This window comes from Pseudidiomarina piscicola (assembly GCF_902806985.1).
Taxonomy (GTDB): Bacteria; Pseudomonadota; Gammaproteobacteria; order Enterobacterales; family Alteromonadaceae; genus Pseudidiomarina; species Pseudidiomarina piscicola.
Window position 1 is genome coordinate 282,024 of record NZ_CADCXY010000002.1, and the last position, 26,504, is coordinate 308,527.

The window sequence follows — 26,504 nt, forward strand, 5'->3', positions numbered from 1 at the left end:
AGAATTTTTAGACATGCAATGAAGCATGTCCGCCCTATGGTATATCTTTCAATATTTTAGTAACTTATAAGCTAGTTGAGTGATATAGTCGTTTTTTATCGCTTATTATTTGCGCTCATCGGACCAGAAAGGTACATTGAACGCTCTTTTTTTACCTGGCAACGGTACGCTTGTGAACACATTAAACACTCAAACAGCTTTTTCGAAACGCCTCATGCAACTGCTAATGGCGGGTTTTTGTGTGTTCTTTTTATCCACTGGCGCCGCTTACGCAAACGACCCAAGCACTGCCATGCCAGCCGTCAACCCGGAACTCGAGCAACGGCTTGACGATATGCTCACTGCTAATATGAGCGAAGCAGAGATGGGTGTCCAGTTGCAATCGATATTGGCCACACTACCTGCTGATACACCAGTGATGACGCAAGTTCGAATTAAAAGCTATTTGGTTATGTCGCACGCTTACGAAGGCCGAATAGATCAAGCCTATGAGCTGTTAGAGAAAGTCGCCGTACAAGCCCAGCAAAGTCGTCTTCCTGATGCTATTACCGAGGTTGCCGCAACCCGCATCTTCTTGAAAACTCAAGAAGGCAAGCTTACTGAGGCCTACACCTTAATTAACACCGCAGTGGTGCCAGCTCAACAAGCAACACTGCCGCGCGTACTGTATTTTGCCCATAACCTTATCGCCAGTGTTTACACGCAAAAGAACCAAACCGAACGGGCACTTGAACACCTCATTTACGCTTCCGATGCCGTCAAGCAAACGAGCTCAGAACGTACGCCCATTCGCCGAATTTATCTAAAACTGCGAATCGCCAATATTTATACCCAGCAAACTCAATATCAGCAAGCATTAGAACAGCTTTCTGAAGCTGAAGATTTAGTTGCGACACACAACCTCGAAAGTACCTTTTCACCGGAGATCCAGTTTCAGCGTGCCTATATTGCAACAGACATGGGCGAGCTCAACCAAGCGTTCGAAATTTATCGCGACTTGGAAGCCGAAATTAAAGACCAGCCACAGTGGGCCTCGATGGAGTCAACGGTACTTAATAACCTTGGCGACTTGGCCATTCGCACCGAGCGTTTTGAGTCAGGCATTGCCACGCTGCAACAGGCCTTAAAACTCGCGCAAGAACACAATAATGTTATTTCCGAGCAAATGATTCGCTTTAATTTAGGCTTTATTCAGGTCCATCTAGGCAATTACGAGCGTGGCCTCGCTGCCATGCAAAATGTTGTTGAGACAGCCCGCGGCGAGTGGATCGACCGAGAGTTCGAGCCGTTGTTAGGCGAGTATGCACAAGCGTTAAGCATGGCAGGACAACACGCCGCCGCCAACCAGGCCTTAATTGAACAACGCGAACTACGCAGCAGCATTTTTAATACCGAACTACAGAAGAACGTTACTGAGCTACAGAATTTATACGACTCGAAAGACAAAGCACAACAAATTGAGCTGCTGGAACAACAAAACGACCTTAAAGAGCAAACCCTTGAAAATGAGCGTCAACACCGGCTTATTTTAGCCCTAGGCGTGGTGGTTGCAGTGCTTTTTTCAATCATTGGCTTTTTCCTTTATCGGTCGGCGCGCCGCTCGAACCTAGCGCTGCAAGATGCCAACGCGCGCTTAGCCGACCAATCGGTACGCGACCCGCTAACTGGGTTACTCAATCGTCGGGCGATGCAGCAAGAGCTAAAACGCCAAGAAAAGGTCGGTACTCCGCAATCAGATGCAATGATTTTGCTCGATATCGACTACTTCAAGCGAATTAACGATAAATTAGGCCATGCTGCCGGTGATGATGTTATTTGTGAGGTTGCAAAACGGTTGTTAACCGTCTGCCGCGATAACGACAAAGTTATTCGTTGGGGCGGTGAAGAGTTTTTGATTTATTTATCTAATACCGAACAAAAGGCCTTACCTCGCTTTGTCTTGAGGTTACTCAATAGTATTGCCGGTACGCCGATTACCACCAAGAGCGCGGGTGACGTTGTGGTCACAGCCACCGCAGGTTTTATTAGTTACCCCTTCACTGATGTTGAGCAGCAAAAGGTGGATTGGGAAGCCTCGGTTCAGTTAGTTGACCAAGCGCTCTACGCCGGTAAGGTTCACGGCCGGAACCAGGCGTGGGGAATCACTCAACTGAACGTGCCTTATACCCAAGCCAAAGACGTTCTCGAGCGTGACTTTGCACAGGCCATTGAGCAAGGCGCGATTACTGCCATAACCCTGCACGGGCCCAAAGCCAGCCAGTAACGCACAGACCAATAAAAAAGCCGAGGCACATCGCACCTCGGCTTCTTATCACTGAACTTTTAACAGTTTAGATTTCGCTTAAGCTCTTAATACCCATGTTGTACAAGGTAAAGCCGTAGATGTCAGCATACTGCTCAATCGTCTTCGAGACAGGTGTGCCTGCGCCGTGACCGGCATTGGTTTCGATACGAATCAGCTGTGGGTTAGGGCCCGTATTTTTCGATTGCAACTCGGCTGCAAACTTAAATGAATGCGCTGGAACCACACGGTCATCGTGATCACCGGTAGTGATCAATGTCGCTGGGTAACTTTCGTCTTCTTCGACGTTATGAACCGGCGAATAACCATAGAGATAGGCAAACATTTCTTCGCTGTCTTCAGCTGTACCATAGTCATACGCCCAGCCTGCGCCAGCGGTAAAGGTGTGGTAACGCAGCATATCGAGAACGCCAACGGCTGGTAGTGCGACTTGCATCAAATCTGGACGTTGGGTCATCACTGCGCCCACCAATAGGCCGCCGTTCGAACCGCCACGTACCGCTAAGCGCTCACTCGAGGTGTAACCTTCACTGATCAGGTATTCACCTGCAGCAATGAAGTCATCAAATACATTCTGCTTCTGCGTCTTAGTGCCAGCATCATGCCATGCTTTCCCGTATTCACCGCCGCCACGTAGGTTTGGCACGGCGTAAACGCCACCCATTTCAAGCCATAAGGCATTCGTTATGCTGAACGATGGCGTTAGGCTCACATTAAAGCCGCCATAGCCGTACAACATGGTTGGGTTGCTACCGTCGAGCTCTAAGCCCTTCTTGTGGGTGATGATCATTGGCACTTTGGTACCATCTTTTGAGGTATAAAAGACCTGCTTCGACTCATAGTCATCACTATTGAAGTCCGCTTTAGATTTTTCATACACCACCGACTCACCAGTCTCAGGCTTATAGCTGTAAATAGTGCCTGGCGTATTGTAGTTGGTGAAGGTGTAATAGATTTCCTCGGCTTCGTCTTTACCGCCAAAGCTGCTTACGCTGCCAACGCCTGGTAACTGCACATCGCGTACCTTGCTACCGTCATAAGCGTATTGCTCAACTTTCGCAATCGCATCGACCATGTACTCGGCAAAGATATACCCTGCGCCGGTTGCAACACTCAATACGTTCTCTGTTTCCGGAATGAAGTCCTGCCAGTTGTCAGCTTGAGGAGCACTCGCATCGACCGTCACCACGCGCTTGTTGGGCGCTTCAAAGTCGGTGACGAGATAAAGCTCAGAACCTTTATTGTCGAGCACATAGGTATCAGCGTCGGTATGGCCTTGAATCGTCACCAATTCGCTGTCTGGGGCACTCAGGTCTTTTAAAAATAACTTATTGCCTGAGGTTGAGACCGAAGCACTAATAAACAGATAGTTGTCGTCTTCAGACACTTGTCCGCCTACATAACGGTGTTTCTCCGCGTCAGTTCCACCGAATACGACAGGGTCAGAGGCTTGGTCTGTTCCTAGCTCGTGGTAATAGAGCTTATGCTGGTCTGTTTTCGCTGATAACTCACTACCATCCGGCTTATCGTAGCTTGAGTAGTAGAAGCCTTCATTGCCGTACCAAGAGATACCGCTAAATTTAACATCCACTAGTTCTGCTTCGAGCTGCTCTTTGGTTTCAACATCAATCACGATGATTTTGCGCCAGTCACTTCCGCCTTCGGAAATAGCATAAGCGGCAATTGAGCCGTCTTTTGAGAAGCTCAGACTCGCCAACGAGGTCGTGCCATCTTCGCTAAAGGTGTTCGGATCAAGAAATACCTCGGTGTTGCCTTCGGCATCGGTCCGATAAACCACATATTGGTTTTGCAGGCCGTCGTTTTTGTAGAAGTAGGTGTAGTCACCTTCTGTGAACGGCGCACTTACCTTTTCATAGTTCCACATTGCGCTAAGGCGTTGTTCGATTTCTTCGCGATAAGGAACTTGCTCGAGGTAACTGAAGGTCACCTCGTTTTGTGCTTCAACCCAAGCTTCCGTATCGGCACTGCGGTCATCTTCTAACCAGCGGTACGGGTCGGCCACCTTGGTGCCAAAATAGTCTTCGGTGACATTGCCACGAAACGTTGTCGGGTAGGTGATTTGCGTATTCACTGTTGTTGTTTTTGCTGCCACTTCGTTAGTACTCGATTCTTGTTGTGGTGAGCAAGCTGCCAGTACAGCTACGCTCAACACAGGTATCCATTGCTTCATAAGAGTGCTCCGTAAAACAAGTCATTAAGTTAGCGCGGGATGCGTATTTGCAAACCAGGCCTGTTGGTTCATTGCCGCTAAAAAGCCTTGCAGTTGCGGCCACTGCTGTACATCTAAGCGTTCGCGAAACTGAGCCCAGCTCAAAAAGCAGGCAAGACGCAAGTGCGCATCGTTCTCAACCTCGGTTTCAGGCCAAGTGATTTGATTAAGCTCAGACAAAATAGCTTCAACCCGCGACTGTTGTCGCTGCAGGTAGGAAACATCGGCAGCGGTTATACCATCTCGTTCGAGCAGAAATAAATTCACAGTGGTATCTAATGCGGTGTTAACCATGCAATATAAGTCGAACTGCTCAGGCGTCGCGCAAAATGACTGTCCGGCCGAATTGCGAAGATAACGTAAAATCGACGACGAATCGTGTAGTTTTAAGTCATTATCACTAAAGAAAGGAACACGCATTGCCGGCGATTGCTGGGCACTTTGGGTGTAATCCGTGGAAACGAATTCAAATTGTCGCTGTTGCTGCGCCAACACAATTCGACAATGGCGCACAAACGGCGAGGTATAGCTGCCAAATAATTTCATCTTCGATCCTGAAACAGATAAGCTAGAACAAAGTCACAAGAGAGTAGCATAATGAAAAACGCCATACAGTATTTACTTAAAGGCCTCGCCATCTTGTTACCGATTATCGTCACCATTGCTTTGGTACGATGGTTTTTGGTGACCATTGAAGCTTGGCTGAGCCCCATTTGGATAGCCGCCTTAGGCGAAAAATATTATTTCCCCGGTCTGGCCTTCGTCAGCTTTTTAGCCATTGCACTGCTGATTGGTTTCAGTTCACGGTGGCGCTTCGTCAATAAACTATGGCGGCTGCCAGGTGAAATCATTAACAAAATGCCGCTGCTTAATAGCCTGTACGGCACCGTCAACGACGTATTTGAAATGATGTCCGGCAAAAACTTTGCGAAGGAATCGGTGGTCATGGTTACCATGCCTGGGGGTGATTTAAAGCTCATCGGCATCATCACCAAAAAAAGTGGCGAAAGCGGTGACCGGCTATCGGAATGCTTAGACGATGACCACGTCGCAGTGTTTTTGCCAATGAGTTACAATGTTGGCGGCTACATGGTTATGGTACCTCGTAGCTGCATTGAGCACCTCGATATGAGCCCAGCTGACGCCCTGCAATTAACGATTAGTGGTGGGCTTGGGAAGAAAAGTTCGAACGCCAAGGAGTCGTAAATGGCCGATTTAGAATGTCTTGAAATTGAACCCTCAGAGTCTGCCAACCGAAGCGTTATTTGGCTGCATGGACTGGGCGCTGACGGGAATGATTTCGCGCCTATAGTGCCTCATTTAAAAGCGCCAGCAGGTGCACATATTCGCTTTGTGTTTCCCCACGCACCGGCGATACCCGTCACCATTAACGGTGGTGTGCAAATGCCAGCGTGGTACGATATTTTGTCAATGTCGATTGAGCGCCAAGTCGATACTGAGCAATTGCGGGCCTCAGCACAAGCAGTAGTGGCTCTCATCGAGCGGGAAGTAGAACGGGGAGTGAAACCTGAGCACATCGTTATTGCAGGCTTTTCGCAAGGTGGCGCGGTGGCTTATGAAGCTGCGCTTGGTTACAGCAAACCGCTTGCCGGCCTGCTAGCCCTTTCAACCTATTTGGCTGGTCATGAAAGTATTCAGCTAGAAGCAGCGAACCAAAACCTACCAATTTTGATTCAGCATGGCACTCAAGATCCAGTCGTTCCGGAGTCGCTTGGTCAGCATGCCTACCAATGGCTTACCAATAAAGGCTACGCGGCTACTTACCAAAGCTTTGCCATGCAGCATCAAGTATGTCAGGAGCAAATTGTAGCCATCAATAAATGGCTACAAACAGTGCTAGCTTAACACCTGTAACTTACTCGCCCATTGCTCAACCCAGGTTAGGGCCGTGTCTTGATTCGCCGTGCGAATGTTGACATGGCCAACTTTGCGCCCCGGGCGTGGCTCTTTATTGTACCAATGACATTGCGCATCTTTATGGTGCCAAAGGCCTACTGGAATTCGTTTCGCACCGATCACATTCAACATCAGCGTCGGCTCGATTCGAAGCTCTGGAAACGGCATTCCTGTCAACGCTCGCATGTGCAAGTCAAACTGGCTACAGTTGGCACCACTCATGCTCCAGTGGCCCGAATTGTGAACGCGTGGCGCAACTTCATTGACCAACAGCTTGGCCGCGGCACCTTCGCCTACCACGAAGAATTCAATGGCAAAAACACCGACGTAGTTAAGCGCATCTGTCAGTCGATGAAATGCATCTTCGGCCTGTTGCTGCAAAGCCGCAGGGATCTCGTCTATGCCGGCTAAGCTATAACTTAAAATACCGTCGGTATGCACGTTGGTGATCAACGGATAGCAGCACACGCTGCCATCTTTGCCGCGAGCCCCTACAATGGAGACTTCTTTCTCAAACGGAATTAAATGCTCGACAATGCCAGGTTCATTTCCGGCTGCAGCAACACAGGCGGCACGGTCGTCGCCGGCGCGAAAACGCCACTGCCCCTTACCATCATAGCCACCACGCGCAGCTTTCAACACCAAGGGTTCGCTCGCCTTGCTCAACAACTTGTCGAGTTCAGCCGCTGTGCTATAACTTTGCCATGGTGATGTTGCTACCCGGCAGTCATCAAATAATTTTTTCTCGGCACGGCGGTCTGTCAGACTTTTGATACGCGCGGGGTCCATTAAGAATTTGCCATCTGCCGCGGCGATAACATCCGCGGGAATCGCTTCATGTTCCCAACTGACCACATCAGCCCACTCGATCGCCTCCGCCAGCGACCAAGTAAGACTCACTTGTGCCGAAAGCGGCTTCACTTCATGGCTGCGCGTACTGTAAAGCAAACACTCATGGCCATGGCTGATACCACTGGCACCAAGCATTTGGCCTAATTGCCCGTCTCCGACAAACAACACTTTCATGCGTCAGGTAGCTCCAATTTTGGACCATTCATCACTTTTTCACGTTGTGCAGTACGGAACGCATGTACCCGCTGACGTACCGCAGCATCGGTCGTGCCAAGAATTTGTGCCGCCAACAAGCCGGCATTAGCTGCCCCAGCTTGCCCGACAGCTAAAGTGCCAACCGCAACGCCTTTCGGCATTTGCACGATCGATAACAAGCTATCAAGACCTTTAAGTTGTTTACTCGGCACAGGCACGCCTAGCACCGGAATCGCCGTGTAAGCAGCGAGCATGCCAGGTAGATGTGCTGCGCCACCAGCGCCTGCAATAACGACCGGTACACCGTCTTGTTCGGCTTGTTCCATCGACGATTTTAGTAAATCAGGGGTACGATGGGCTGATACAACCTCAGCACGCCACTCAACACCAAGATCTTTCAACATTTGCGCGGCGTGTTGCATGACGGGCCAATCTGATTGCGAGCCCATTAGAATGAGTACGGGTGCCATGAGCTGCTCCTTTTTGAAAGGAGCGAATTGTAGCTAGGTGAACCGCTTGGTGCAAATTTATTGTGCGAGTTTTAGCCGGTTACGCCCTTGGCTTTTCGCTTGATACAATGCTGAATCTGCTGCCCCTAACCATTCGCCCCAATGATGCCCCGGCTTAAATTCAGCCAAACCACCACTTGCTGTCACTGTGACCGTCAATGATTTGACTGCGAATGGATCGTGGCGAATACGATCAAGCATCGCCGTAGCAAGCTCTGCGGCATCTTTACCAGTCGTATTCGGGAAAATCACCACGAACTCTGCGCCGTTTGAACGGATCACCGTATCGGTCGCTCGCGCCACACTGCGAATTCGCTTCGCAGCCTCTTCCAACACTTTGTCGCCAAATAGGTAACCATAGCGATCGTTGACCGTTTGAAACGAGTCCATATCTATCTGCACTAACGAGACCGGCTGCTTCGCTCGCTCTGCTTTAGTGAGCGCCTGTTGCGCCATTTCACTTAAATATTCACGCTTAATACAACCCGTTAACGAATCTGTTGCAGCAGCGGAAAAGAGCCTGCGTTGCATACTCGCCATCATAATTAGGAAAGCGGCGCCAACACCAATAAGTACCAGCATAGAGATGGCGACTCGCCAAGCATAATCAAAAGGAAGAACCTGGTATATCACGGCGGCGAAAAGTGCATAGATCAACATAATCACCAGCACAAATATGGTTTTATCGAACATGAAAAAAACCATCGCCAAAATTGGGTACATCCAGTACACACCTAGAATTCCAGCAGACTTCATCGACACACTGACCAAGGTTCCAAGACAACAAATGACAAGAAAGTTGATCCATTGCGGTGCCAGTTCATTGCGATAAAGATACCCAATCAGCGCAAAACCAAGCGCCACACACAGTAATGCAGCCGCAGCGGCCCAGTTCGATTGCGCAGCGGTGTAAATTGCAGTACCGGCAATCACGACGCCAGAACCAAAATAGATGGCTCGCATGGCAAGCAGTCTGAAATGCTGCCATAAGTCGAATGACCCCGATACTTGGCTTGCGGAAAATTGATTCATGGCTTTACCTTATGCAACTTATTCTTGCAGTTTTTCTATCGTCTAACTTGTGGAGCGATGCTCGTTTCAGCCGGCGTATGGGCATCTCACTGTGCAACTTCCACACGGTTGCGACCGTTTTGTTTAGCGGCTAATAAAGCATTGTCGGCGGCGCTTAACCACTCTGGCCAAGTCTGTTCCTCTAATAACTGAGCGACCCCTAACGAGATGGTAATATCTGTTTTTGCATCTTTACCATTGAACGAATGCTCAGCAATTAGCGCGCGTAACTTCTGCGCAACAGCGTGTGCGTCAGTTGCCGTGGTTTCTGGCAACACAACCAGAAACTCCTCGCCGCCTACGCGGAATAATTGATCACTTTGTCGTAAAACACTTTGTAGCCTTTCTGCAACTTGTTTAAGAATTTGATCACCAAACAAGTGGCCAAAAGTATCGTTTATTTTCTTGAAGTGGTCTAAATCAGCCATGATGACCGTTGCCGGGCGCTTATATCGTCGAAAACGATGCAGCGCGTCTTCAAGTACAGCCGTCACTAAGTGTCGGTTTTGTAAACCTGTCAGGGTGTCTGTCACCACTAATTTTCGTAAGATCTTTTGTAGTTCGCTGAGGAGCACCACATACACCGAGCCCAGCACACAGATAATGCCTAACGTCACCGCAATGCGCCACCCATCGTCGGTCGGCATTACATAAATTGAGGTTATCCCGAAGATCACCGTTAAGCTGCTGGCCGCAATAATTCCTAGAACGCCGCTAAATAAGAAGAAGCAAGCGACAAGCAGTGGGTACGTCCAGTACACGCCTAAGGTCTGATTTTCATGAATGGAAATCACGGAAATGACTGTGAGCAAACCGATAAACATAACGCGAACGGGGATAGGAATGCGTTGGCCATGATAAAACCACGCCATTGCCGTAAAGAAAATGCCGGCGAATAGAATCGCGCCCGCTTGCGCGTAGTTGCCCAAAAGAAATTGAGCGATCGAGAGCACCAGCTCAGTCAGGCCACCGGCCCATAAAATATTGCCTGTCACCTTAACTTTAAAGGCTCGCAGTAATTCATCGGCCGAGCCAGTAGCTAGTTTCTTTTGCGGTTGCTTCTGCGGCATGCTTATATTCCCAGTCCTTTGGTGTCCAAACTATAACCAAGCTATAGGAATAGCAAGCGGTTTACGGCACAATAGTTCAACATTTTAATCATGCATTGAGGCTATCCCTTATGTTGTTAGATGTTGCTAACTCCACGCTAGTCATTGTCGACGTCCAGGAAAAACTTGCACCGGTGATTCATCAGCGCGACCAGTTAATCGCACGTATGCGCTGGCTCGGGGAAATCGCTCACGAACTCGATGTCTGTACCTTGGTAACAGAGCAGTACCCTAAAGGCCTAGGTATAAGTGTAGACGACTTATCGGCAGTGATCGAAAACGCTCGAGTGGTGGAAAAGCTGCACTTTAGCGCTTGGCAAGAGCCCATGTTTAAAGACGTCATCACGCAGCAAGGGAAAAAACAGGTCGTTCTGATGGGCATGGAAGCGCATGTTTGTATCTTGCAAACTGCCCATGACCTCAAACAAGCCGGATACCACGTTTTCGTGGTCGAGGATGCCGTGGGCTCGCGCCGCGAATCGGATAAGCAAACCGCCCTAGCTCGGTTGCGTCAACTCGATATCCACATCGTTTCCAGCGAAATGGTCGCCTATGAATGGCTGCATCAAAGTGGCACCGATACCTTTAGACACATCACCAAAAACTGGATTCGTGGCTAAGTTTCAGAGCTAACTGGAAAAGTTGATTTGACAGACACTAATTTAAGCGTATACTCGGGGGCGCTAGAAAAATTCGGCTGTCTAATTGTGGCCTGTTACGAAGTCTATTGTTGTACCTCGTTTTGTAAGTCCCAAGTATTACACGTATTTTTATTAGCAAGACCCTAGATTTTCACATGCACTACGAGGATATCAGCATGTCAACAGTAACTGGTAAAGTAAAATTCTTTAACGAAGCTAAAGGTTTCGGTTTCATCGAGCAAGAACAAGGCGCAGACGTATTCGTACATTTCAGCGCGATCCAATCAGACGGTTTCAAAACCTTAGCTGAAGGTCAAACTGTTCAGTTTACTATCGCTCAAGGCCCTAAAGGTCCACAAGCTGAAAACGTTGTACCTATGTAATTAGTTGCTCAGGCAACGTTTACTAGCTAAACGAATTCCAAAAAGCCGCACTTAGTGCGGCTTTTTTTGTGTCTGCGGGTTGGTAAAACTGTACCAACCTGACTTAAAGCTTTTCTTGGTAGCTGAGCGTTTTGCTTGTTCCAGCCCGTCTAGTAACACGCGTTTCGCCGTCACCGGCCGGCCCATCGCCAAGTAAACACGCGCTTGGCCCCAGTAAATTTCGTGCAAGTACGGGGCATAATAGGCCGCTTTTTCATACATCTGCAGCGCACGTGATAGCTCGCCTTGATGTACCGCAGTTTCTGCTAACGCGATCCACGTATAAGGGTTGTAGTCTGGTAAGCTACTAATTTTCTGCTGTAGCTGACGCACTAATTCCCCTTGGTTCTGTTTTTTTGCCAAATCTAAATAGTTATACAATACATTCAAGTTGCTCTTGTTCTGCGCTAGTGCATAAGCAAACAGCGCCTCTGCCGTGCTGTCGTCACCGGCACGACGGTGCAGCAATGCGATAATATTTAACGTGCTGGCATCGTTCTGCTGATACTTCAATGCTTCTTGCGCATTCGCAAAAGCCGCACTTTGTTCGCCCGCCAACATCAGTTCCGCAGCGCGGTTGCGATAATACAGCGCAAGGAATTGTTGCTCTGTGATTAAGCCCGCATTACTGCTTTCACGCGATGGAAAATAGTCAACGGTGACCCAGGATAAACGCTCGCCGGGTAAATAAAGCCGCGCGCGTACATGGTCTGAAACCATCACCACATTTTCTGCTCGGTCGTACACCGGAGCATTCCTCACACGTTGAAACTTCAACTCGACCCCAGCCAGATCAGCTAAGCTTTTCGTTACAATCGCCAACGCCATGCAATTTCCAGCCTGGAAGTCGAGGGCCTCACTCGCGGTATAGGTTTGTTCTTTGTAGTTGAAGCCAAAGGTGACCCCGTGCAGATAGTCAGCGATACGTTGATGCGCAGGCAGGTGGGCAAGGCGGCCATTAAAGTCCGCTAAAAACGCGCTTTGTTGTGCGGCACTTAAAGTAAACAGTTGGCGCGGACTAACCACCGCTGGATGAGAAGCAAATAGTGTCGTATTAAACAACGGTAGGGGTGGCGTTTCTGCGTGCTGTTGCGCCGTGCGTAGCGGCGGCTGCCCGGACGGCGGCAACTGAGTCGCACATCCAGCAAGCAAAAGAGCTATCAACACCCCATTCAGTCGTTTCATAAACTCACTCTAGTTTTTTCGTTTTGCGGCGGCCTCTTGTTCTTCACTTAGAAAGTCGACATCTTCCATATCAACCTCTGGTAATTCTTCACAAACGTTACCGCCCAATTGGTTTACCGCACCACAAAGGTCACTGACTTTGTCATCAAGCACTTGCACGTGATCTAACATTCGCCCGATGGCGGTTGCTACTGGGTCAGGGTTATCCGCTGAGATGGCATACGCATCAAAGCCATATTGCTTAGCCATAGCTTCTCGGCGTTTGCTGACCTCGGCATTTTCCGGTGAGCGAGCAACTCGCGCCGGTATTCCTACAACCGTTGCTTCGCTCGGTACATCTTTAACCACCACCGCGTTTGAACCAATGCGGGCATTTTTACCAACATTCACAGGGCCAAGAACTTTGGCGCCAGCGCCAATCACCACACCATCGTTTAAGGTCGGGTGACGCTTGCCCTGGTTCCAACTGGTGCCGCCTAAGGTCACGCCATGATAGATGGTCACATCATCGCCGATTTGAGCGGTCTCACCGATCACCACGCCCATACCATGGTCGATAAAGAAGCGGCGCCCGACCTTTGCCCCGGGGTGGATCTCAATGCCCGTTAACCAGCGTGCAATGGTCGAAAAGAAACGCGCCAACCAACGGCAACGCCACAACCATAATCGGTGATTCATGCGATGCCACCAAATGGCATGCAACCCCGGATACGTCGTTAAAACCTCAAACCAGTTACGTGCTGCGGGATCGCGAGCGTAGACGCTGTTGATGTCTTCGCGGAGACGTTGAAACATGAAACCTCTGTACCGATAAATGAATGTGTCTTTTACTTAGTATATCAATTTACGGCCACTTGCGTTAATTCAGCAAGTTTCTGCGATACCTGCGTCAGTCCTTGCTTGATTTAAACTCGACAGGGGGCGTAAGGTGGATAAGTACGCAGACAACTCAGCAGAGGATCTTATGGCGCAAAAGAATACGACACTAAAGTTAGCAGCACTTACCAGCAGCTTATTACTCGCGATGGGAGCCGCTCAGGCCGACACTCTCATTTACGCTGGTCAGTTGATTGATGGCACCGGTGCGCAGCCGCAAAGTAAACAAACGATTGTGGTTGATAACGGTCGCATCAAAGCCATTGTCGATGGCTTTCAGCAAGCCGAATCCGACGATACCGTGATTGACCGCCGCAATGGTACGGTGATGCCCGGTTTTATCGACATGCACACCCATTTAACCTCGCAGCTCGCACCAGGTGGCTACATTCATAAGTTCACTAAAAGTGCCGCCGACGTCACTATCAACTCTGTCACCTACGCCGAGAAAACCCTGCATGCGGGATTTACCACCGTGCGCGATTTAGGTGACTCTTATAATGCCAGCATCGCGCTGCGTAACGCGGTCAACGCCGGCAAAGTCGAAGGGCCACGGATCTTCACCGCCGGTAAATCGATTGCCACAACTGGTGGCCACGCCGACCCTACCAACGGTGCAAAAGAAGACCTTTACCCTAGCCCTACCCCAGCCGATGGCGTTATTAATGGCCCCTACGAGGCACGTAAGGCTGTTCGAGCACGATATCAAGACGGCGCAGACCTCATTAAGCTTACCGTCACAGGCGGCGTTTTGAGCGTTGCTAAAAGCGGTCAGAACCCACAGTTCATGATCGACGAGATCCAAGGCATTGTCGATACCGCTCGCGATTACGAAATGAAGGTTACGGTGCATGCTCATGGTAAAGAAGGCATGATGCGGGCCATTGAAGCAGGGGTCGACTCGATAGAGCACGGTACCTATATGGACGAAGAAGTGATGGACGCCATGAAAGCCAAAGGCGTTTACTACGTTCCAACGATTACCGCAGGGAAATCGGTAGCTGAGCGCGCGGAAATTCCTGGCTTCTTCCCCGAATTAGTGCAACCAAAAGCAAAAGCAATAGGTCCTAAAATTCAAAGTACTTTTGCCGCCGCATATAAAGCCGGCGTTAATATCGCTTTTGGCACCGATGCGGGGGTTTTTGACCACGGTGAAAATTACCGCGAATTCATCTATATGGTGGAAGCTGGAATGCCGCCTTTAGAAGCGATTAAAGCTGCAACGCATGAGGCTGCGACCTTGTTGGGCGTGATTGATGATTTTGGCACACTTACCGTTGGTAAGCGCGCCGATATCGTTGCCGTCAGCGCTGATCCTTTAGCTGATATTGCCACTTTAGCTACTATCGATTTGGTCATTAAAGACGGCGTTGTCGTTAAAAACAACCCTAACTAAAGTCCTTTAGTATCTGGCGGACGTCAGCCAAAATGGCGTCCTCCAGCTCTTTCTCATAACCTTCTCGTTCATTATCTAACTGACGAATTTCGGCCTTCGGGTACTTCTTCCGTGCTTCGTGCGTTGGCATATGTTTGATGCGCTCATACATGGTATGCAGGCCTTGATAGCGCTCTGTATAATTAGGCTTATTCACTTCAACCCTTAAGTCGAGCAATACCACTAGCCGCAGAGCGCCTTCAGAAAGGGGACATTGGCCTTGATCCACCGACTTGGCAATGGTCACGATACTCTCGTGCAAGCGTTCGTTACGCTTTTCGATAGCTTGGTCACGGCGCTGGTTCTGTTGTTTCAATCGACTTAACAGACGACCGGCAATAAACGCCAACACAGCGACTATAACAATCGCAATTGCGATCGTCAGCCATCCCCACAACGGTAGCTCATTCATCATCGTCCTCCCAATCGTCTTCGTCGTCTAGCGCAATACCTAACTTCTCAGCTAGCTGCTCGAATCGTTCCGTACGCTCATCGACATAAGCTTCTTCGGCAGCACTGAGGTCTTCGCCCTGCTCCATACGCTCGAGCAAGCCCTGCAAGCGGGGATCGTTTTCTAACGCGTGCAGCTCAGCTTGCGCAGCGGCGCGGTCTACGCCTACTGTTGGACTTACGGCTGGGGTGGCCTTGGGGTTCACTAATTGAATCGGTTTTTTACTGCCAAAGCGCGGGTCGGCGGCTGCTTCTGCTTGGCCACCTCGCTGTTGCCCACTGCTGCCTACATTAAAGCGCGACCCTGGCTTTTGCCCTTTACCTTTATGTTTACTCGGCTCAGGGGTGCTGCGCTGAACGTCAGCCTTGGGCTTTTTCGATGCAGCTAATGGTCCGGTTTTGCGGGTTTTCTTTTTGCGCGTCATAAATGAGGTCAATTTCCATTGCGAAAGTTAACCCTTAGTTTACCTGACTCTGACGGGAAATAAAAAGGCGATGCCGAAGCATCGCCTAGTGTATTCTCTCTAGTCCACACAGCGCACGTGTGATTCATGAGAACGGTTGTCAAATCATCCCTGTTATCAATTATAACTTCCGTGAGTGTTATTATTATTATTGTTATTTTTTCGCGCTTTAACCTAGCATTATTCTTATTATTAGTTGCTCGGTTAAAAAAGGCCTCCTGGCCTATTATTATTCCCTGGATTAGATTCGTAAGTTGAAAATCAACCGTTGGAAGTCGCTTTCACAGCGGGTTCCCGTAATCTGGAATGGCATTCAGACTACTGAATCAGCATTTTTTCGCAATGATTTTTATGATCTAAAAAATGCGTTTCTTATTACTTATAGGTTTATAGCTTGGTTTTTAAAGGCTTTCTATGTATTCACTGTAACATAAACATAAAAAAAGCAGCGTACGAACGCTGCTTTTTTCGCCAACTCTTCAAGCTAAGCTTAATACAGACCAGAAATATACTGCGACAAGATCTCGATATCTTTGTCTGTTAGCTTGCTTGCAACATCACGCATCATGCCGTTCATATCGTTGCCACGCTCACCGCTACGGAACATTTCAAGTTGCGTTTTTAAATAAGCTGGGTGTTGGCCAGAAATGTCTGGGAAGTTCGCCAAGCCCATACCGTCACCGCGTGGACCATGACATGCGGCGCAAGCTGCGATGCCTCGCTCTTCGTCACCACCGAGATAAAACGCTTGACCGGCCGCGACAACATCTTCCGGCGCGGTACCCTGCATCGGATCCTGTTCGGCAAAGTACGCGGCTAAGTCGGCGATGTCTTGATCACTCAACGATGCCACTTGACCTTGCATAATAGCATTCGCTCGGCCTTGCTCACCGCCCGTTTCAGCAGCAAGTTTATAATCGTGTAGTTGCTTGGCCAAATAAGACGCGTATTGACCATTCAGCTTTGGGTACATATCAGATGGCGAGCTACCAGTTGGACCGTGGCATGCTGCACAGACCTGCGCTTTTTCCTTACCAGCTTCAGCGTCCCCTGTAGCTGCGAATACTGTGCCAGTTAAACCAAGGTACAAGCCAACGAACAATGCGAGTTTTTTCATGATCGATTTCTCTGCTCTGAATGTAATAACAGTCGCTATTTTACACAAAACTACTAAGGATTAAACGCCTAATCGTGATAGGATACGCTTTCCTTCGAAGCATCAAGAACATCATGGAATTTACAAAGCTCAACTTTCAGCCGACAAAGTTTGTCACCAGTGCCGCAGATATTCGCCAGTTACCCGACGATACGGGTGTCGAGATCGCCTTTGCCGGGCGTTCAAACGCAGGTAAATCTAGTGCGCTAAACACCCTTACAAGGCAGCGTGGCCTTGCGCGTACCAGTAAAACGCCTGGTCGAACGCAGCTAATAAACGTGTTTGAAGTTGAAGCCGGTCGACGTCTTATCGACTTACCGGGCTATGGCTACGCAAAAGTACCTTTACCGGTAAAAGAGAAGTGGCAATTAGCACTCAGTGAGTACTTGCAACAGCGGGAATCATTGCGTGGTCTGGTGATTTTAATGGATATTCGCCACCCTTATCGCGATGTCGACCAAGATCTGCTGCATTGGGCAACGGACTGCGAAATTCCGGTTCTGGTGCTGCTCACCAAAGCCGACAAGTTAAAGCCTGGGCCACGTAAGTCGACCCTACTCAAGGCTCGTGAGGCCGCAATGGTGTTCGGTGGCGATATTACCGTTGAGATGTTTTCATCGCTCACTAAGATTGGCCTGGAAGAAACTGAACAAAAGATTTCGGAGTGGTTAACGCAGAATGCAGACTGAGTTACCTCCGTTAAAAGCATGGCTGCTACTTGGCCTGTTAGCGCTTATCTGGGGAAGCTCCTTCCTACTCATCAAAAAAGGTCTGCTCGGTTTTAGTCCAGACCAGCTAGCGGCAATTCGTATCGCGTCTGCGGGCTTTGTATTACTACCCTTTATTCTCAAACGCTTTAAAACCGTCAAAGTACATCATTGGCTTAAACTTATTTGTGTTGGCTTGGTCGGTAGCTTTATTCCGGCCTTCCTGTTTGCCTTTGCGCAAACGGAGTTACCTTCTGGAGTAACAGGTGTGCTCAACACCTTTACGCCGTTAGCCACGCTCATCATCGGTGTACTATTGTTCCGTCAACCCGCCCGCATGCAACAGTGGCTGGGGGTGGTGATCGGTTTAGTTGGCACCCTATTACTGGTCACCGCAAGCGCATCTGGAAACTTCGAATTCAATCGCTACGGCCTGTTAATTATTGCCGCCACGATATGCTACGGCTTGAACCTTAATTTAATTAAGCATCATATTCCGGATTTAGGCGCACTGACGATCACCGGGGTTTCACTGTTTCTGGTGGCGCCACCGGCACTGGCCTATCTACTTTTAGCGACGCCGTTTACGACGACCATACAGCAGCCCGAGGCTTGGTTTCCGTTATCGGCAATTTTGCTACTTGGCGTCGTTGGCACGGCGATGGCACTGATTATATTTAACACCGTGGTCAAGCTTACAGATACCACCTTTACCAGCTCTGTCACCTATCTGATTCCTATTGTGGCTTTAATTTTGGGGGTCATTGACGGTGAACCTTTCTTTATTCAACAAGGTGTTGGGCTTGCCGCAATTTTAGTTGGGGTATGGATAGCCAACCGTCGCAAACGACAGCCGCTGAATCCTCAGCGTTAGCAAAAAAGATTTGGTCGGTACTTAAAAAGAAAAAGCCCGGCGACTTGGCCGGGCAAAAAACTTACAATCCAGGGAGAGAACATCTCTGAAAGGCCTTCGCAAACGGAACCATAACTCTCGTTTCATGCGCCTTTCAATAATTCTGACTGGCACTTAATTAAATAGTTCAAAAAAAATTTCAAACTCTGCCCAAACTTTAATGAGCTTCGTCCCAGTTATCTCCCACACCTGCTTCGGCAAGCAGCGGTACATCTAAGGTTACGGCATCTTCCATGACCGCAACTAAGGCTTTTTGTAATGCTTCGACATGGTCTTGGTGGACCTCGAAAACCAACTCATCGTGAACCTGCATCACCATCCATGCTTGCTCTGATGGCACCTCACGGTGCATGTAGTCGGCAACTTTAATCATCGCATACTTAATAATATCGGCCGCGGTTCCTTGCATCGGAGCGTTAATTGCGGCGCGTTCTGCGGCTTTACGGCGAGCGCCATTTTGGGCGCGAATTTCCGGTAAATGAAGACGCCGGCCGAATAAAGTTTCAACATAGCCATCACGCTTCGCTTGTTCCCGCGTGTCTTCCATATAGCGCTGAACGCCAGGGAAACGCTCAAAGTACTTGTCCATGTACTGTTGCGCTTCATGACGGGGAATATCCAACTGACGAGCTAAACCAAACGCCGACATGCCATAGATCAAACCAAAATTCACGGCCTTTGCACGCCGTCGTTGCTCACTCGTAACCTCTTCAAGAGCAACCGCAAAAACTTCCGATGCCGTCGCTTTATGAATATCACGGCCTTTAGAAAAAGCCTCTAATAGGTTCTTGTCTTGTGATAAATGCGCCATGATTCGCAGCTCTATTTGGCTATAGTCGATAGCCATAATTCGATAGCCTTCTGGCGCTGTAAATGCTTGTCGTACGCGGCGTCCTGCAGCGGTGCGAATAGGAATATTTTGTAAGTTCGGATCACTCGAGGACAATCGTCCGGTCGCAGTCACTGCCTGATGGTACGAGGTATGAATCCGCTGCGTTCGTGGATTCACCATCTTCGGCAGCTTGTCGGTGTAGGTCGATTTGAGCTTGCTCAAACCACGATGTCGCATGATCACATCTGGCAATGGATAATCAAGAGCGAGCTCTTGCAACACCTCTTCCGCTGTTGAAGGAGCGCCCTTTGGGGTCTTTTTGCGAACCGGTAACTGAAGTTTCTCAAACAGGATCTTTTGTAACTGCTTAGGTGAGCCAAGATTAAACTCTTCACCGGCGATGGTGTAGGCTTGTTCTTCTAGTTTCGCCAGCTCAAGGGCAATTTCATTACTTTGCTTCGCCAGCAGTTGCGCATCAATGCGCACGCCGCGCTGCTCCATATCGACCAAGATCGATACCAGTGGCAGCTCTAGCTCCGTTAACACTTTCATAAGCGACGGCACCTGGTTGACGGCAGACCACAGTTTGTCATGCAACCGCAAGGTCACGTCGGCGTCTTCTGCCGCATAAGGCGCAGCTTGTTCCAAGCCTATTTGATTAAAGGTGAGTTGTTTTGCACCCTTGCCGGCAATATCTTCAAAGGCAACTGGTCGGTGGCCAAGGTGTTGCAAGCTCAGGCTGTCCATATCATGGCGTGAACCAACGCTATTGTAGACGTAGGAGGCCAACATGGTATCGTTCTTAATACCAGCGAGACGGATGTCGTAACGGCGCAAAATATGACTATCATATTTAAGGTTTTGCCCTATTTTGCCCAGTTTGTCGTTCTCCAACAGTGGTTTCATGGCGGCAAGTACGATGTCGCGATCAAGCTGTTCTGGCGCTCCTGGGTAGTCATGCGCGACTGGCACATAAGCAGCCTCGCCGGCAACTAATGCAAAGGAAATACCGACAAGCTCCGCCTCCATATAATTCAGGCTGGTGGTTTCAGTATCAAATGCAAAGGCTTCGGCGCCTTGCAAACGTGTAACCCACTTTTGTAACTGTTTCTCGGTGGTCACCACTTCATAGTGGTCGTGCGAGATCTGCGCTGGCTCTTCTGAGGCAGCCTTTGACGCTGCCTTTGACACTTCTTGGCCTTGCTGTGTAACGGGTCCCGATTGCAGCACGTCATCTAACCAACGACGGAATTCACACTCTTTATACAGTCGTATCAGCTCTTTACGGTCGGCCTCTTGAATAGCTAAAGCTTCTGGCTCAATACCCTCGAGGTCAACATCCAGTTTTATCGTTGCCAGCTCGCGTGATAATTTCAAAATCTGTTCGTGCTCGACCAACTTCGCTGGCATCGTTTTGGCGCCCCGAAAGCCAAGCTTGGCGATGGCTTCAGGGTCGTCATACATGGCGTCAATCGACTGCATTCCTTGTAACATCGCCAACGCGGTCTTTTCACCGACTTTGGGCAAGCCCGGAATATTGTCTGAGCTGTCTCCCATCAGCGCCAAGTAATCGATAATCTGATTTGGCTGCACACCATATTTGTCGATAACCCCCTGCTCGTTCAACAAGGTATCGGTCATGGTATTGATCAACATGACGTGCTCGTTCACCAACTGGGCCATGTCTTTATCGCCGGTGCTTATTAAGGTGAACCGACCTTGATCACCTGCAGCCCTAGCCAAGGTGCCAATGACATCATCCGCTTCGACGTTATCAATACACAGCAGTGGCAAACCAAGGGCTTTTACAATTGCGTGCAAAGGTGCAATTTGCGAGCGCAAGTCGTCCGGCATCGGTGGACGATTCGCTTTGTAGTCTTCATACATATCATTACGAAACGTTTTGCCCTTGGCATCGAACACCACGGCCATATGCGAAGGGTTATATTTCTTGATCAGACTACGTAGCATGTTTACTACGCCGTAAATAGCTCCCGTCGGCTCTCCAGCTGAATTGGTTAAATGCGGAGGAGCATAGAACGCCCGAAATAAATAAGAAGAACCGTCGACTAAAATGAATGGATTTTCGGGAACTTGGGGTGCGTTATTTGCTGCCATAATTGAAGTGATGCCGTGCGTCTGAATGATGCGCTAAGCATGCCACAGGGCGTAAGATCACGCCAGCTTCGAAGTACATAGGAAATGTGCACACACTGTGGATAAGTCTGTTAACAACAGCTTCGCCTGCCACGTAAAAGGTCGAAAACCTTGTAGCAAAGACATATTAAATGGTTGATTTACAAGGAATTTTACTTCTTAGGATTCCCTGACAGCTCTTTTCTTTTATTTTGTGTCAGTTGTGGAAACTGATCTGCGTCAATGATCTTAATTTGACTCTTTGCACTATAAAAAGTAACGCCAAACTAAAACAGATCGAGACTTGATTCGGTCAAAATTTCAACCGAGGAAATAGACTACCACAATGTAAGCCGATTACTAGTACGCGGTGATTTTTTTTTAGAACGTTTTTTAGCCTGGTGCACGTTGCATTAGACGAATTCGGAATCAAAAAAATATCTTGATGTCTGCTATGATGATCGTCATATTAGCATCTGCATATAAAATAGACACTTGATAACCAAGGTAGTGAGCCTTTTATGGAACCAGTCCAGAGTTCATTCGCAGCCGGTAGCACTTCGCAAGAGCGGAGACAGCAAGCCTTTGATGCAAGGCAATGGTGGGAGCGCCTGTCGATGGATCAGAAGTTTGCTGTTTACCAGCTCAGCAAATTTGGCTTTGAACTTGCGTTTATCCGTAATCAAGGTGAGTTGGGGCCGTTGGCCGTGGTTCGACGCCAACGCGAGTACGCTACCGTCAATCATGCTGGTGAGGTGGATTTAAACCCGACGATTACGATTCGTGATTGATGAGCACCTGCAACTATCGCAAAGCGGTCAACACTGAAGCGGTATCGGGCATTTGACCTGGGTGCCAAAGCGCATACGACACAGCCGCCTGTTCGACCAACATACCTAAGCCGTCAGAAACTTGCTGCGCGCCTGCTGTTGTTGCTTGCTTCAAGAACGGAGTCAGCTGGGTACCATACATCATGTCATAAACTAACTTAGCACCGGCAAACCACGACGGATGAATAGCGAGTTTGCCCCCCAGTAATGACGCCGACGTGGCATTTATCAGCAGCCAGTCGGAGCCTCCCATCAACGCTTCTGGTGGCGCTTGCAGGCTGGCGAAATCAAGCAGTTTCAGTTCATCGAACACCTCAATCAAGGGTTCAACGCGCGCCCGGCTGCGATTGGCAATGACCACCTCAGCACCGAGAGCTTGTAACGGCTCAATAACACTACGAGCAGCACCGCCCGCCCCAATGATAAGAACCTTAGTTGTCGCAAGCTCAGCCGCTAGTAGTCGCTGCAAATCGCGGCATAAACCAAGCCCATCGGTGGTGTCACCGACAAGTTGTCCATGACCTAATGGCACAAGTGTATTTACGGACCCTGCGCGTTGTGCGCGTGGCGTTAAATGCGTCACCAAGTCCATGGCCGCGACCTTGAACGGAATCGTCACATTTGCACCTTGCCCACCGCAACGAAAAAAGTCTGCCACCGCCGAGGGAAATGTAGCAACGGTTGCTAAACGACGATCATAATTCAGCTGACCGCCAAACTGCGCCGCGAAAAGCTGATGAATCTGCGGCGAAAGACTATGTGCAATCGGGTTTCCAAACACCGTAAATTGAGTCATGTTACCTGTTCTTAAGTCGAGTCAGTGGAATGCGTGAGCTTCATTCGGCTGCGCCCGTTAGAGCTCCGTAAGCCAGTCGCGCGGACGTAAATAGTCGCTGTAGAGTCTTTCTTCGGCCGAGTCAGGTTGCGGCTGATAGCCGTACTCCCATCGCGCCAGCGGCGGCATTGACATCAAAATAGACTCGGTACGCCCGCCAGTTTGTAAGCCAAACAAGGTTCCGCGGTCCCAAACGAGATTGAACTCTACGTAACGGCCCCGTCGATACAGCTGAAAATCGCGCTCGCGCGCACCATAAGAGTGGTTTTTCCGACGCTCAATAATAGGTAGATAGGCGTCCAGATAGGCATCACCGACCGCGCGCATAATGGCAAAACACTGCTCAAAATCACGGTCATTGAGGTCATCAAAGAACAGCCCGCCAACGCCACGGGTTTCGCCTCGGTGTTTCAACCAAAAGTAGTCATCACACCAAGCTTTAAACTTCGGGTAAAGCTCTTTGCCAAAGGGGTCTAGGGCTGCTTTTGCCGTTTCATGCCAGTGCTTGATATCTTCATCAAACGGATAAAATGGCGTCAGGTCAAACCCTCCGCCAAACCACCATACAGGGTCATACCCAGCTTTCTCAGCGATAAAAAACCTGACATTGGCATGACTCGTAGGGACATAGGGGTTGTGCGGGTGCATCACTAACGATACCCCACAAGCATTAAAGTCGCGCCCCTCGAGCTCGGGTCGGTGCGCTGTTGCTGAAGCGGGCATCCGTTCGCCGTGGACATGGGAAAAACCAACCCCACCTTGCTCGAATACGCCACCACTTTTCAGTACTCGTGAACGGCCGCCGCCTCCACCTTCGCGCTGCCATTGCTCTTGTGCGAAGGTGGCACCGCCATCGGCCGCTTCTAGGGCCTGGCAAATTTGGTCCTGAAGATTTTGTAGGTAGTCAATAACTTGGTTTAATGCTGGATGACTCATTTTAAGCTCGTAACGTTGCTTGGGTCAGAGGGTCAATAATTTTCGTAGGTCGCGTTGCCGCACCAACATCGGCGTCCATCACCCAGCCGATGTTATCTGCAAACGCAGCACGAACCTCGGCGGCGCTACACAACGATGGCTCGCCGCTCAAGTTGGCACTGGTGGAAACAATCGCACTGCCTAAGGCTTTGCATAGCTGCCGCGTTGGCTCGTGCGCTGTCACTCGAACCGCAATTTGGGAACGGCCTCCGGTCAACCATGCTGGGGTATGCTCAGCTGCGGGTAGCACTAGGGTTACTGGTCCTGGCCATTGCGAAAAAACTGCAAAGCGTTTGTCTTGGGGGATTTTTAAGTCGGCAACATAACTAACGAGTTGACTATAATCGGCAGCCACAAGTATCAACCCCTTGCTGAGCGGGCGCTGCTTTAACTCAAGCAGCTTCATAACGGCCTTTTCATTACGTGGGTCGCAACCCAAACCGAACACGGCCTCAGTTGGATAAGCCAAGAGTTCACCTTGCGCAAAGGCTTCTTTTGCTGCCTGCCAATTCATGTGGATTTCCTCAGGGTACTAGCGTATTTCTGTTTTATAATCACAGCCCTCACGTCCACAAATTAGACGTTCGCCTGCGGTGGTTTTTTTGCGCAATAATAGCGCATAGGCACACTTGGGACACGTGTCTGCTACTGGTGGTAACGGTACGGAGAACTTACATGTGGGGTAGTGATCACACGCGTAAAAAGACTTTCCGTAACGGCTGGTCTTTTGTACTAACTTGCCGGACTGGCATTCAGGGCAGCTAACATCTGTGTCGGGATCAAAGTCAGCCGACGTCATATAGTCGCATTTCGGGTAATCGCTACAACCCACAAAAAGGCCGTAGCGGCCTTTTTTCAGTTGCAGTTCTTGTTGGCACCGGGGGCATGGTACGCCCAGCGACTGAGGCTCGAGAAAGTTTTCGCTCATTTAGTGCAGCAAACCTTCCGCTTCTTCGAACAGCAGCCCTTCCATTTGATCGTAGGCTTCTTCGCAGCCGGGCACGTTGAATAGCACCATCAGTACGACCCACTTTAGATCATCGAGGGTGACCTCTGCCATATCCAGTTCCATGACGCGATCTAACACCATTTCTCGTGTCGTTCCGTCAAGCACTCCTAAATTTTCTAGATAGATCAAAAAGCCGCGACTAGCACAGTCGATGCGCGCCGTTTCTTCGGCGGTAAAGACCCGAGTCGTGTGACCTTCAGAACGGTTTAGATAAGGCTTTTGGCTGTCTTGTAAATCGGCCAAACGCTCCAACCATGCCAACGCTTTATGGATCTCTTGCTGACGGAAGCCCGCCCGCGTGAGTTCATCCGTAAGCTCATCATGGTTTACTTCGACCTCTACGTCCGAATGAATGAAGTTTTCGAACAAGTACATGAGGATATCAAACATCTTTAGCGCCTCCCCACTTTTATATAACCACCGGCGACTGAAGCCACTCGCCCTTCTAGTTCTAATAACACCAACTGCTCACAAACCACAGCGACCGGTAGTCCGCTGCGCGCTACGATAGTGTCGATCGATGTAGCCTCATTTCCCACATTAGCCAACAATGCAGGGTTTGCCAAGCTTGGCGCGGATTTATTTTCCGCATCCAGACTACAGATGGGGCTTGGTCGGTCTAAATTCAACTCATTAAAAATATCATCGACGCTGGTGACCAACGCGGCGCCCTGCTGGAGTAGTCGTAGGTTACCGCTCATGCCGTTGTCCCAGATCGAGCCAGGTACCGCCATTAAGCTCTTGTTCTGCTCTAAAGCTAACCTAGCGGTCGACATGGTGCCACTTTTGAGTTGTGCTTCGACCACCAACACCCCGCGAGCCAGTCCGCTTAAGATACGATTGCGTCGCGGAAAGTGATCAGGGCGCGCTGCTGTTCCTGGGCTAAACTCAGAGACTAACGCCCCACACTGTTCGATCTGTTGCTGCAATTGCCGATGGCGTTGCGGGTATACTAGGTCGGGACCGGTGCCTAACACGGCTAACGTCGGCCCCACGCTAAGCGCTGCTTCATGAGCTGCACGATCAATACCTTGTGCTAAGCCACTGCTCACTAACAGGCCACTTTTGGTTAAGTGCTCAGCCAAGTAACGTGCGGTATTTTGCCCCGGCGGGCTGGCCTTGCGACTTCCTACAATGGCAATTTGGGGCGCCTGCAAGAGTTGCCAGTCGCCGGCCACATATAGCACTAGGGGCGGTTGGGGTATCAAGCGTAAAGGTTCAGGGTAGTCTTGCTCGAACCAGTGAATAACCCGGCGCCGCCCGCCCTTGAGCCACTTCTCAAGAGCCGTTATATCTTTCGCGGTTGGTGTCGCCTGCGCCAGCAAGTGGTGAGCTTGGGCCAAATGGCTGAATTGACGAACTTTACGTCGCGCATGACCGACTAAACGCGTCAGCGCTAAAATATCTGAAAGTGAAGTTTGCATTGCACATCCTTGTGCTTCGAATAAGGTTA

The 26,504-nt window shown here is 49.6% G+C and carries 27 protein-coding genes; 9 read left to right on the forward strand and 18 right to left on the reverse strand.

Annotation, left to right across the window (positions count from 1 at the left end; genetic code table 11):
- Positions 1 to 214: 214 nt before the first annotated feature.
- Complete coding sequence (locus PSI9734_RS06135; RefSeq protein WP_173920239.1) at positions 215 to 2,263, forward strand: tetratricopeptide repeat-containing diguanylate cyclase; 2,049 nt, start codon at positions 215 to 217, stop codon at positions 2,261 to 2,263.
- A 67-nt stretch (positions 2,264 to 2,330) separates the two neighbouring features.
- On the opposite strand, the gene PSI9734_RS06140 is transcribed toward PSI9734_RS06135, so the two are convergent.
- Together PSI9734_RS06140 and PSI9734_RS06145 are read right to left on the reverse strand one after the other, a co-directional pair.
- Positions 2,331 to 4,493, reverse strand: a complete 2,163-nt coding sequence (locus tag PSI9734_RS06140) for a prolyl oligopeptidase family serine peptidase (protein ID WP_173920240.1) — start codon at positions 4,491 to 4,493, stop codon at positions 2,331 to 2,333.
- A 24-nt stretch (positions 4,494 to 4,517) separates the two neighbouring features.
- A complete protein-coding gene (locus tag PSI9734_RS06145) occupies positions 4,518 to 5,078 on the reverse strand; it encodes a glutathione S-transferase (RefSeq protein WP_173920241.1) in 561 nt (186 codons plus the stop codon).
- Positions 5,079 to 5,129: 51 nt separating this feature from the next.
- Here PSI9734_RS06145 and PSI9734_RS06150 point away from each other — a divergent pair, with 51 nt between their 5' ends.
- On the forward strand, positions 5,130 to 5,738 hold the full coding sequence (locus PSI9734_RS06150; protein WP_173920242.1) for a DUF502 domain-containing protein: 609 nt from the start codon (positions 5,130 to 5,132) through the stop codon (positions 5,736 to 5,738).
- Positions 5,739 to 6,398: an alpha/beta hydrolase gene (locus PSI9734_RS06155; RefSeq protein WP_173920243.1), complete on the forward strand. Its 660-nt coding sequence runs from the start codon at positions 5,739 to 5,741 to the stop codon at positions 6,396 to 6,398.
- Here the strand turns inward: PSI9734_RS06155 and PSI9734_RS06160 are convergent.
- The 4 genes from PSI9734_RS06160 to PSI9734_RS06175 all read right to left on the reverse strand — a co-directional run bounded on the left by PSI9734_RS06160 (position 6,390) and on the right by PSI9734_RS06175 (position 10,146).
- Positions 6,390 to 7,475: a 5-(carboxyamino)imidazole ribonucleotide synthase gene (locus PSI9734_RS06160; protein ID WP_173920244.1), complete on the reverse strand. Its 1,086-nt coding sequence runs from the start codon at positions 7,473 to 7,475 to the stop codon at positions 6,390 to 6,392. The genes PSI9734_RS06155 and PSI9734_RS06160 overlap by 9 nt on opposite strands.
- Positions 7,472 to 7,966 (reverse strand): 5-(carboxyamino)imidazole ribonucleotide mutase, encoded by a 495-nt coding sequence (gene purE, locus PSI9734_RS06165; protein WP_173920245.1) that lies wholly within the window; start codon positions 7,964 to 7,966, stop codon positions 7,472 to 7,474. Before purE ends, PSI9734_RS06160 begins: the two co-directional genes overlap by 4 nt.
- Positions 7,967 to 8,023: 57 nt before the next feature.
- Positions 8,024 to 9,037: a GGDEF domain-containing protein gene (locus tag PSI9734_RS06170; protein WP_173920246.1), complete on the reverse strand. Its 1,014-nt coding sequence runs from the start codon at positions 9,035 to 9,037 to the stop codon at positions 8,024 to 8,026.
- Between the two features lie 86 nt (positions 9,038 to 9,123).
- Positions 9,124 to 10,146 carry a GGDEF domain-containing protein gene (locus tag PSI9734_RS06175; protein WP_173920247.1) on the reverse strand — a complete coding sequence of 341 codons (1,023 nt, stop codon included), beginning with the start codon at positions 10,144 to 10,146 and terminating at the stop codon, positions 9,124 to 9,126.
- Between the two features lie 110 nt (positions 10,147 to 10,256).
- On the opposite strand from PSI9734_RS06175, the gene PSI9734_RS06180 reads away from it, so the two are divergent.
- Both PSI9734_RS06180 and PSI9734_RS06185 read left to right on the forward strand, forming a co-directional pair.
- Positions 10,257 to 10,805: a hydrolase gene (locus tag PSI9734_RS06180; RefSeq protein ID WP_173920248.1), complete on the forward strand. Its 549-nt coding sequence runs from the start codon at positions 10,257 to 10,259 to the stop codon at positions 10,803 to 10,805.
- 197 nt (positions 10,806 to 11,002) lie between these two features.
- Complete coding sequence (locus tag PSI9734_RS06185) at positions 11,003 to 11,209, forward strand: cold-shock protein (RefSeq protein ID WP_034733468.1); 207 nt, start codon at positions 11,003 to 11,005, stop codon at positions 11,207 to 11,209.
- 51 nt (positions 11,210 to 11,260) lie between these two features.
- On the opposite strand, the gene PSI9734_RS06190 is transcribed toward PSI9734_RS06185, so the two are convergent.
- Both PSI9734_RS06190 and cysE read right to left on the reverse strand, forming a co-directional pair.
- On the reverse strand, positions 11,261 to 12,433 hold the full coding sequence (locus tag PSI9734_RS06190) for a tetratricopeptide repeat protein (RefSeq protein WP_173920249.1): 1,173 nt from the start codon (positions 12,431 to 12,433) through the stop codon (positions 11,261 to 11,263).
- A gap of 9 nt (positions 12,434 to 12,442) precedes the next feature.
- Complete coding sequence (gene cysE, locus PSI9734_RS06195; protein ID WP_173920250.1) at positions 12,443 to 13,228, reverse strand: serine O-acetyltransferase; 786 nt, start codon at positions 13,226 to 13,228, stop codon at positions 12,443 to 12,445.
- Positions 13,229 to 13,397: 169 nt separating this feature from the next.
- Here cysE and PSI9734_RS06200 point away from each other — a divergent pair, with 169 nt between their 5' ends.
- A complete protein-coding gene (locus tag PSI9734_RS06200) occupies positions 13,398 to 14,705 on the forward strand; it encodes a metal-dependent hydrolase family protein (RefSeq protein ID WP_173920379.1) in 1,308 nt (435 codons plus the stop codon).
- Here PSI9734_RS06200 and PSI9734_RS06205 read toward each other — a convergent pair.
- The 3 genes from PSI9734_RS06205 to PSI9734_RS06215 form a co-directional block, all read right to left on the reverse strand.
- Positions 14,698 to 15,159 carry a DUF2489 domain-containing protein gene (locus PSI9734_RS06205; RefSeq protein ID WP_173920251.1) on the reverse strand — a complete coding sequence of 154 codons (462 nt, stop codon included), beginning with the start codon at positions 15,157 to 15,159 and terminating at the stop codon, positions 14,698 to 14,700. The two genes, PSI9734_RS06200 and PSI9734_RS06205, sit on opposite strands and share 8 nt — an antisense overlap.
- Positions 15,149 to 15,619: a Der GTPase-activating protein YihI gene (gene yihI, locus PSI9734_RS06210; RefSeq protein WP_173920252.1), complete on the reverse strand. Its 471-nt coding sequence runs from the start codon at positions 15,617 to 15,619 to the stop codon at positions 15,149 to 15,151. The genes PSI9734_RS06205 and yihI overlap by 11 nt, the downstream gene beginning before the upstream one ends.
- Before the next feature lie 529 nt (positions 15,620 to 16,148).
- Entirely contained in the window at positions 16,149 to 16,775 is a 627-nt protein-coding gene (locus tag PSI9734_RS06215) for a c-type cytochrome (protein WP_173920253.1), read from the reverse strand.
- A 113-nt stretch (positions 16,776 to 16,888) separates the two neighbouring features.
- On the opposite strand from PSI9734_RS06215, the gene yihA reads away from it, so the two are divergent.
- The gene (gene yihA, locus PSI9734_RS06220; RefSeq protein WP_173920254.1) at positions 16,889 to 17,503 is read left to right on the forward strand and encodes a ribosome biogenesis GTP-binding protein YihA/YsxC; all 615 of its coding nucleotides are present in this window, start codon (positions 16,889 to 16,891) and stop codon (positions 17,501 to 17,503) included.
- Entirely contained in the window at positions 17,493 to 18,395 is a 903-nt protein-coding gene (locus PSI9734_RS06225) for a DMT family transporter (protein ID WP_173920255.1), read from the forward strand. The genes yihA and PSI9734_RS06225 overlap by 11 nt, the downstream gene beginning before the upstream one ends.
- Before the next feature lie 196 nt (positions 18,396 to 18,591).
- Here the strand turns inward: PSI9734_RS06225 and polA are convergent, their stop codons facing one another.
- Positions 18,592 to 21,384, reverse strand: a complete 2,793-nt coding sequence (gene polA, locus PSI9734_RS06230; protein WP_173920256.1) for a DNA polymerase I — start codon at positions 21,382 to 21,384, stop codon at positions 18,592 to 18,594.
- A gap of 539 nt (positions 21,385 to 21,923) precedes the next feature.
- On the opposite strand from polA, the gene PSI9734_RS06235 reads away from it, so the two are divergent.
- Entirely contained in the window at positions 21,924 to 22,193 is a 270-nt protein-coding gene (locus PSI9734_RS06235; RefSeq protein ID WP_173920257.1) for a hypothetical protein, read from the forward strand.
- A 13-nt stretch (positions 22,194 to 22,206) separates the two neighbouring features.
- Here PSI9734_RS06235 and aroE read toward each other — a convergent pair whose 3' ends face one another.
- From aroE to dprA, 6 genes are read right to left on the reverse strand one after another with little or no spacing between them, the layout of a single operon-like run.
- The gene (gene aroE / locus PSI9734_RS06240) at positions 22,207 to 23,028 is read right to left on the reverse strand and encodes a shikimate dehydrogenase (protein ID WP_173920258.1); all 822 of its coding nucleotides are present in this window, start codon (positions 23,026 to 23,028) and stop codon (positions 22,207 to 22,209) included.
- A gap of 57 nt (positions 23,029 to 23,085) precedes the next feature.
- Positions 23,086 to 24,003, reverse strand: coding sequence for an oxygen-dependent coproporphyrinogen oxidase (hemF, locus tag PSI9734_RS06245; protein ID WP_173920259.1), 918 nt, complete (start codon positions 24,001 to 24,003; stop codon positions 23,086 to 23,088).
- Position 24,004: 1 nt separating this feature from the next.
- Positions 24,005 to 24,556 (reverse strand): L-threonylcarbamoyladenylate synthase type 1 TsaC, encoded by a 552-nt coding sequence (tsaC, locus tag PSI9734_RS06250; protein ID WP_425500051.1) that lies wholly within the window; start codon positions 24,554 to 24,556, stop codon positions 24,005 to 24,007.
- Positions 24,557 to 24,574: 18 nt separating this feature from the next.
- Entirely contained in the window at positions 24,575 to 24,970 is a 396-nt protein-coding gene (locus PSI9734_RS12135) for a DNA topoisomerase family protein (RefSeq protein WP_173920260.1), read from the reverse strand.
- Positions 24,971 to 25,441: a DUF494 family protein gene (locus PSI9734_RS06260; protein ID WP_173920261.1), complete on the reverse strand. Its 471-nt coding sequence runs from the start codon at positions 25,439 to 25,441 to the stop codon at positions 24,971 to 24,973.
- A gap of 2 nt (positions 25,442 to 25,443) precedes the next feature.
- Positions 25,444 to 26,475, reverse strand: coding sequence for a DNA-processing protein DprA (gene dprA / locus PSI9734_RS06265; protein ID WP_173920262.1), 1,032 nt, complete (start codon positions 26,473 to 26,475; stop codon positions 25,444 to 25,446).
- Positions 26,476 to 26,504: the final 29 nt, after the last annotated feature.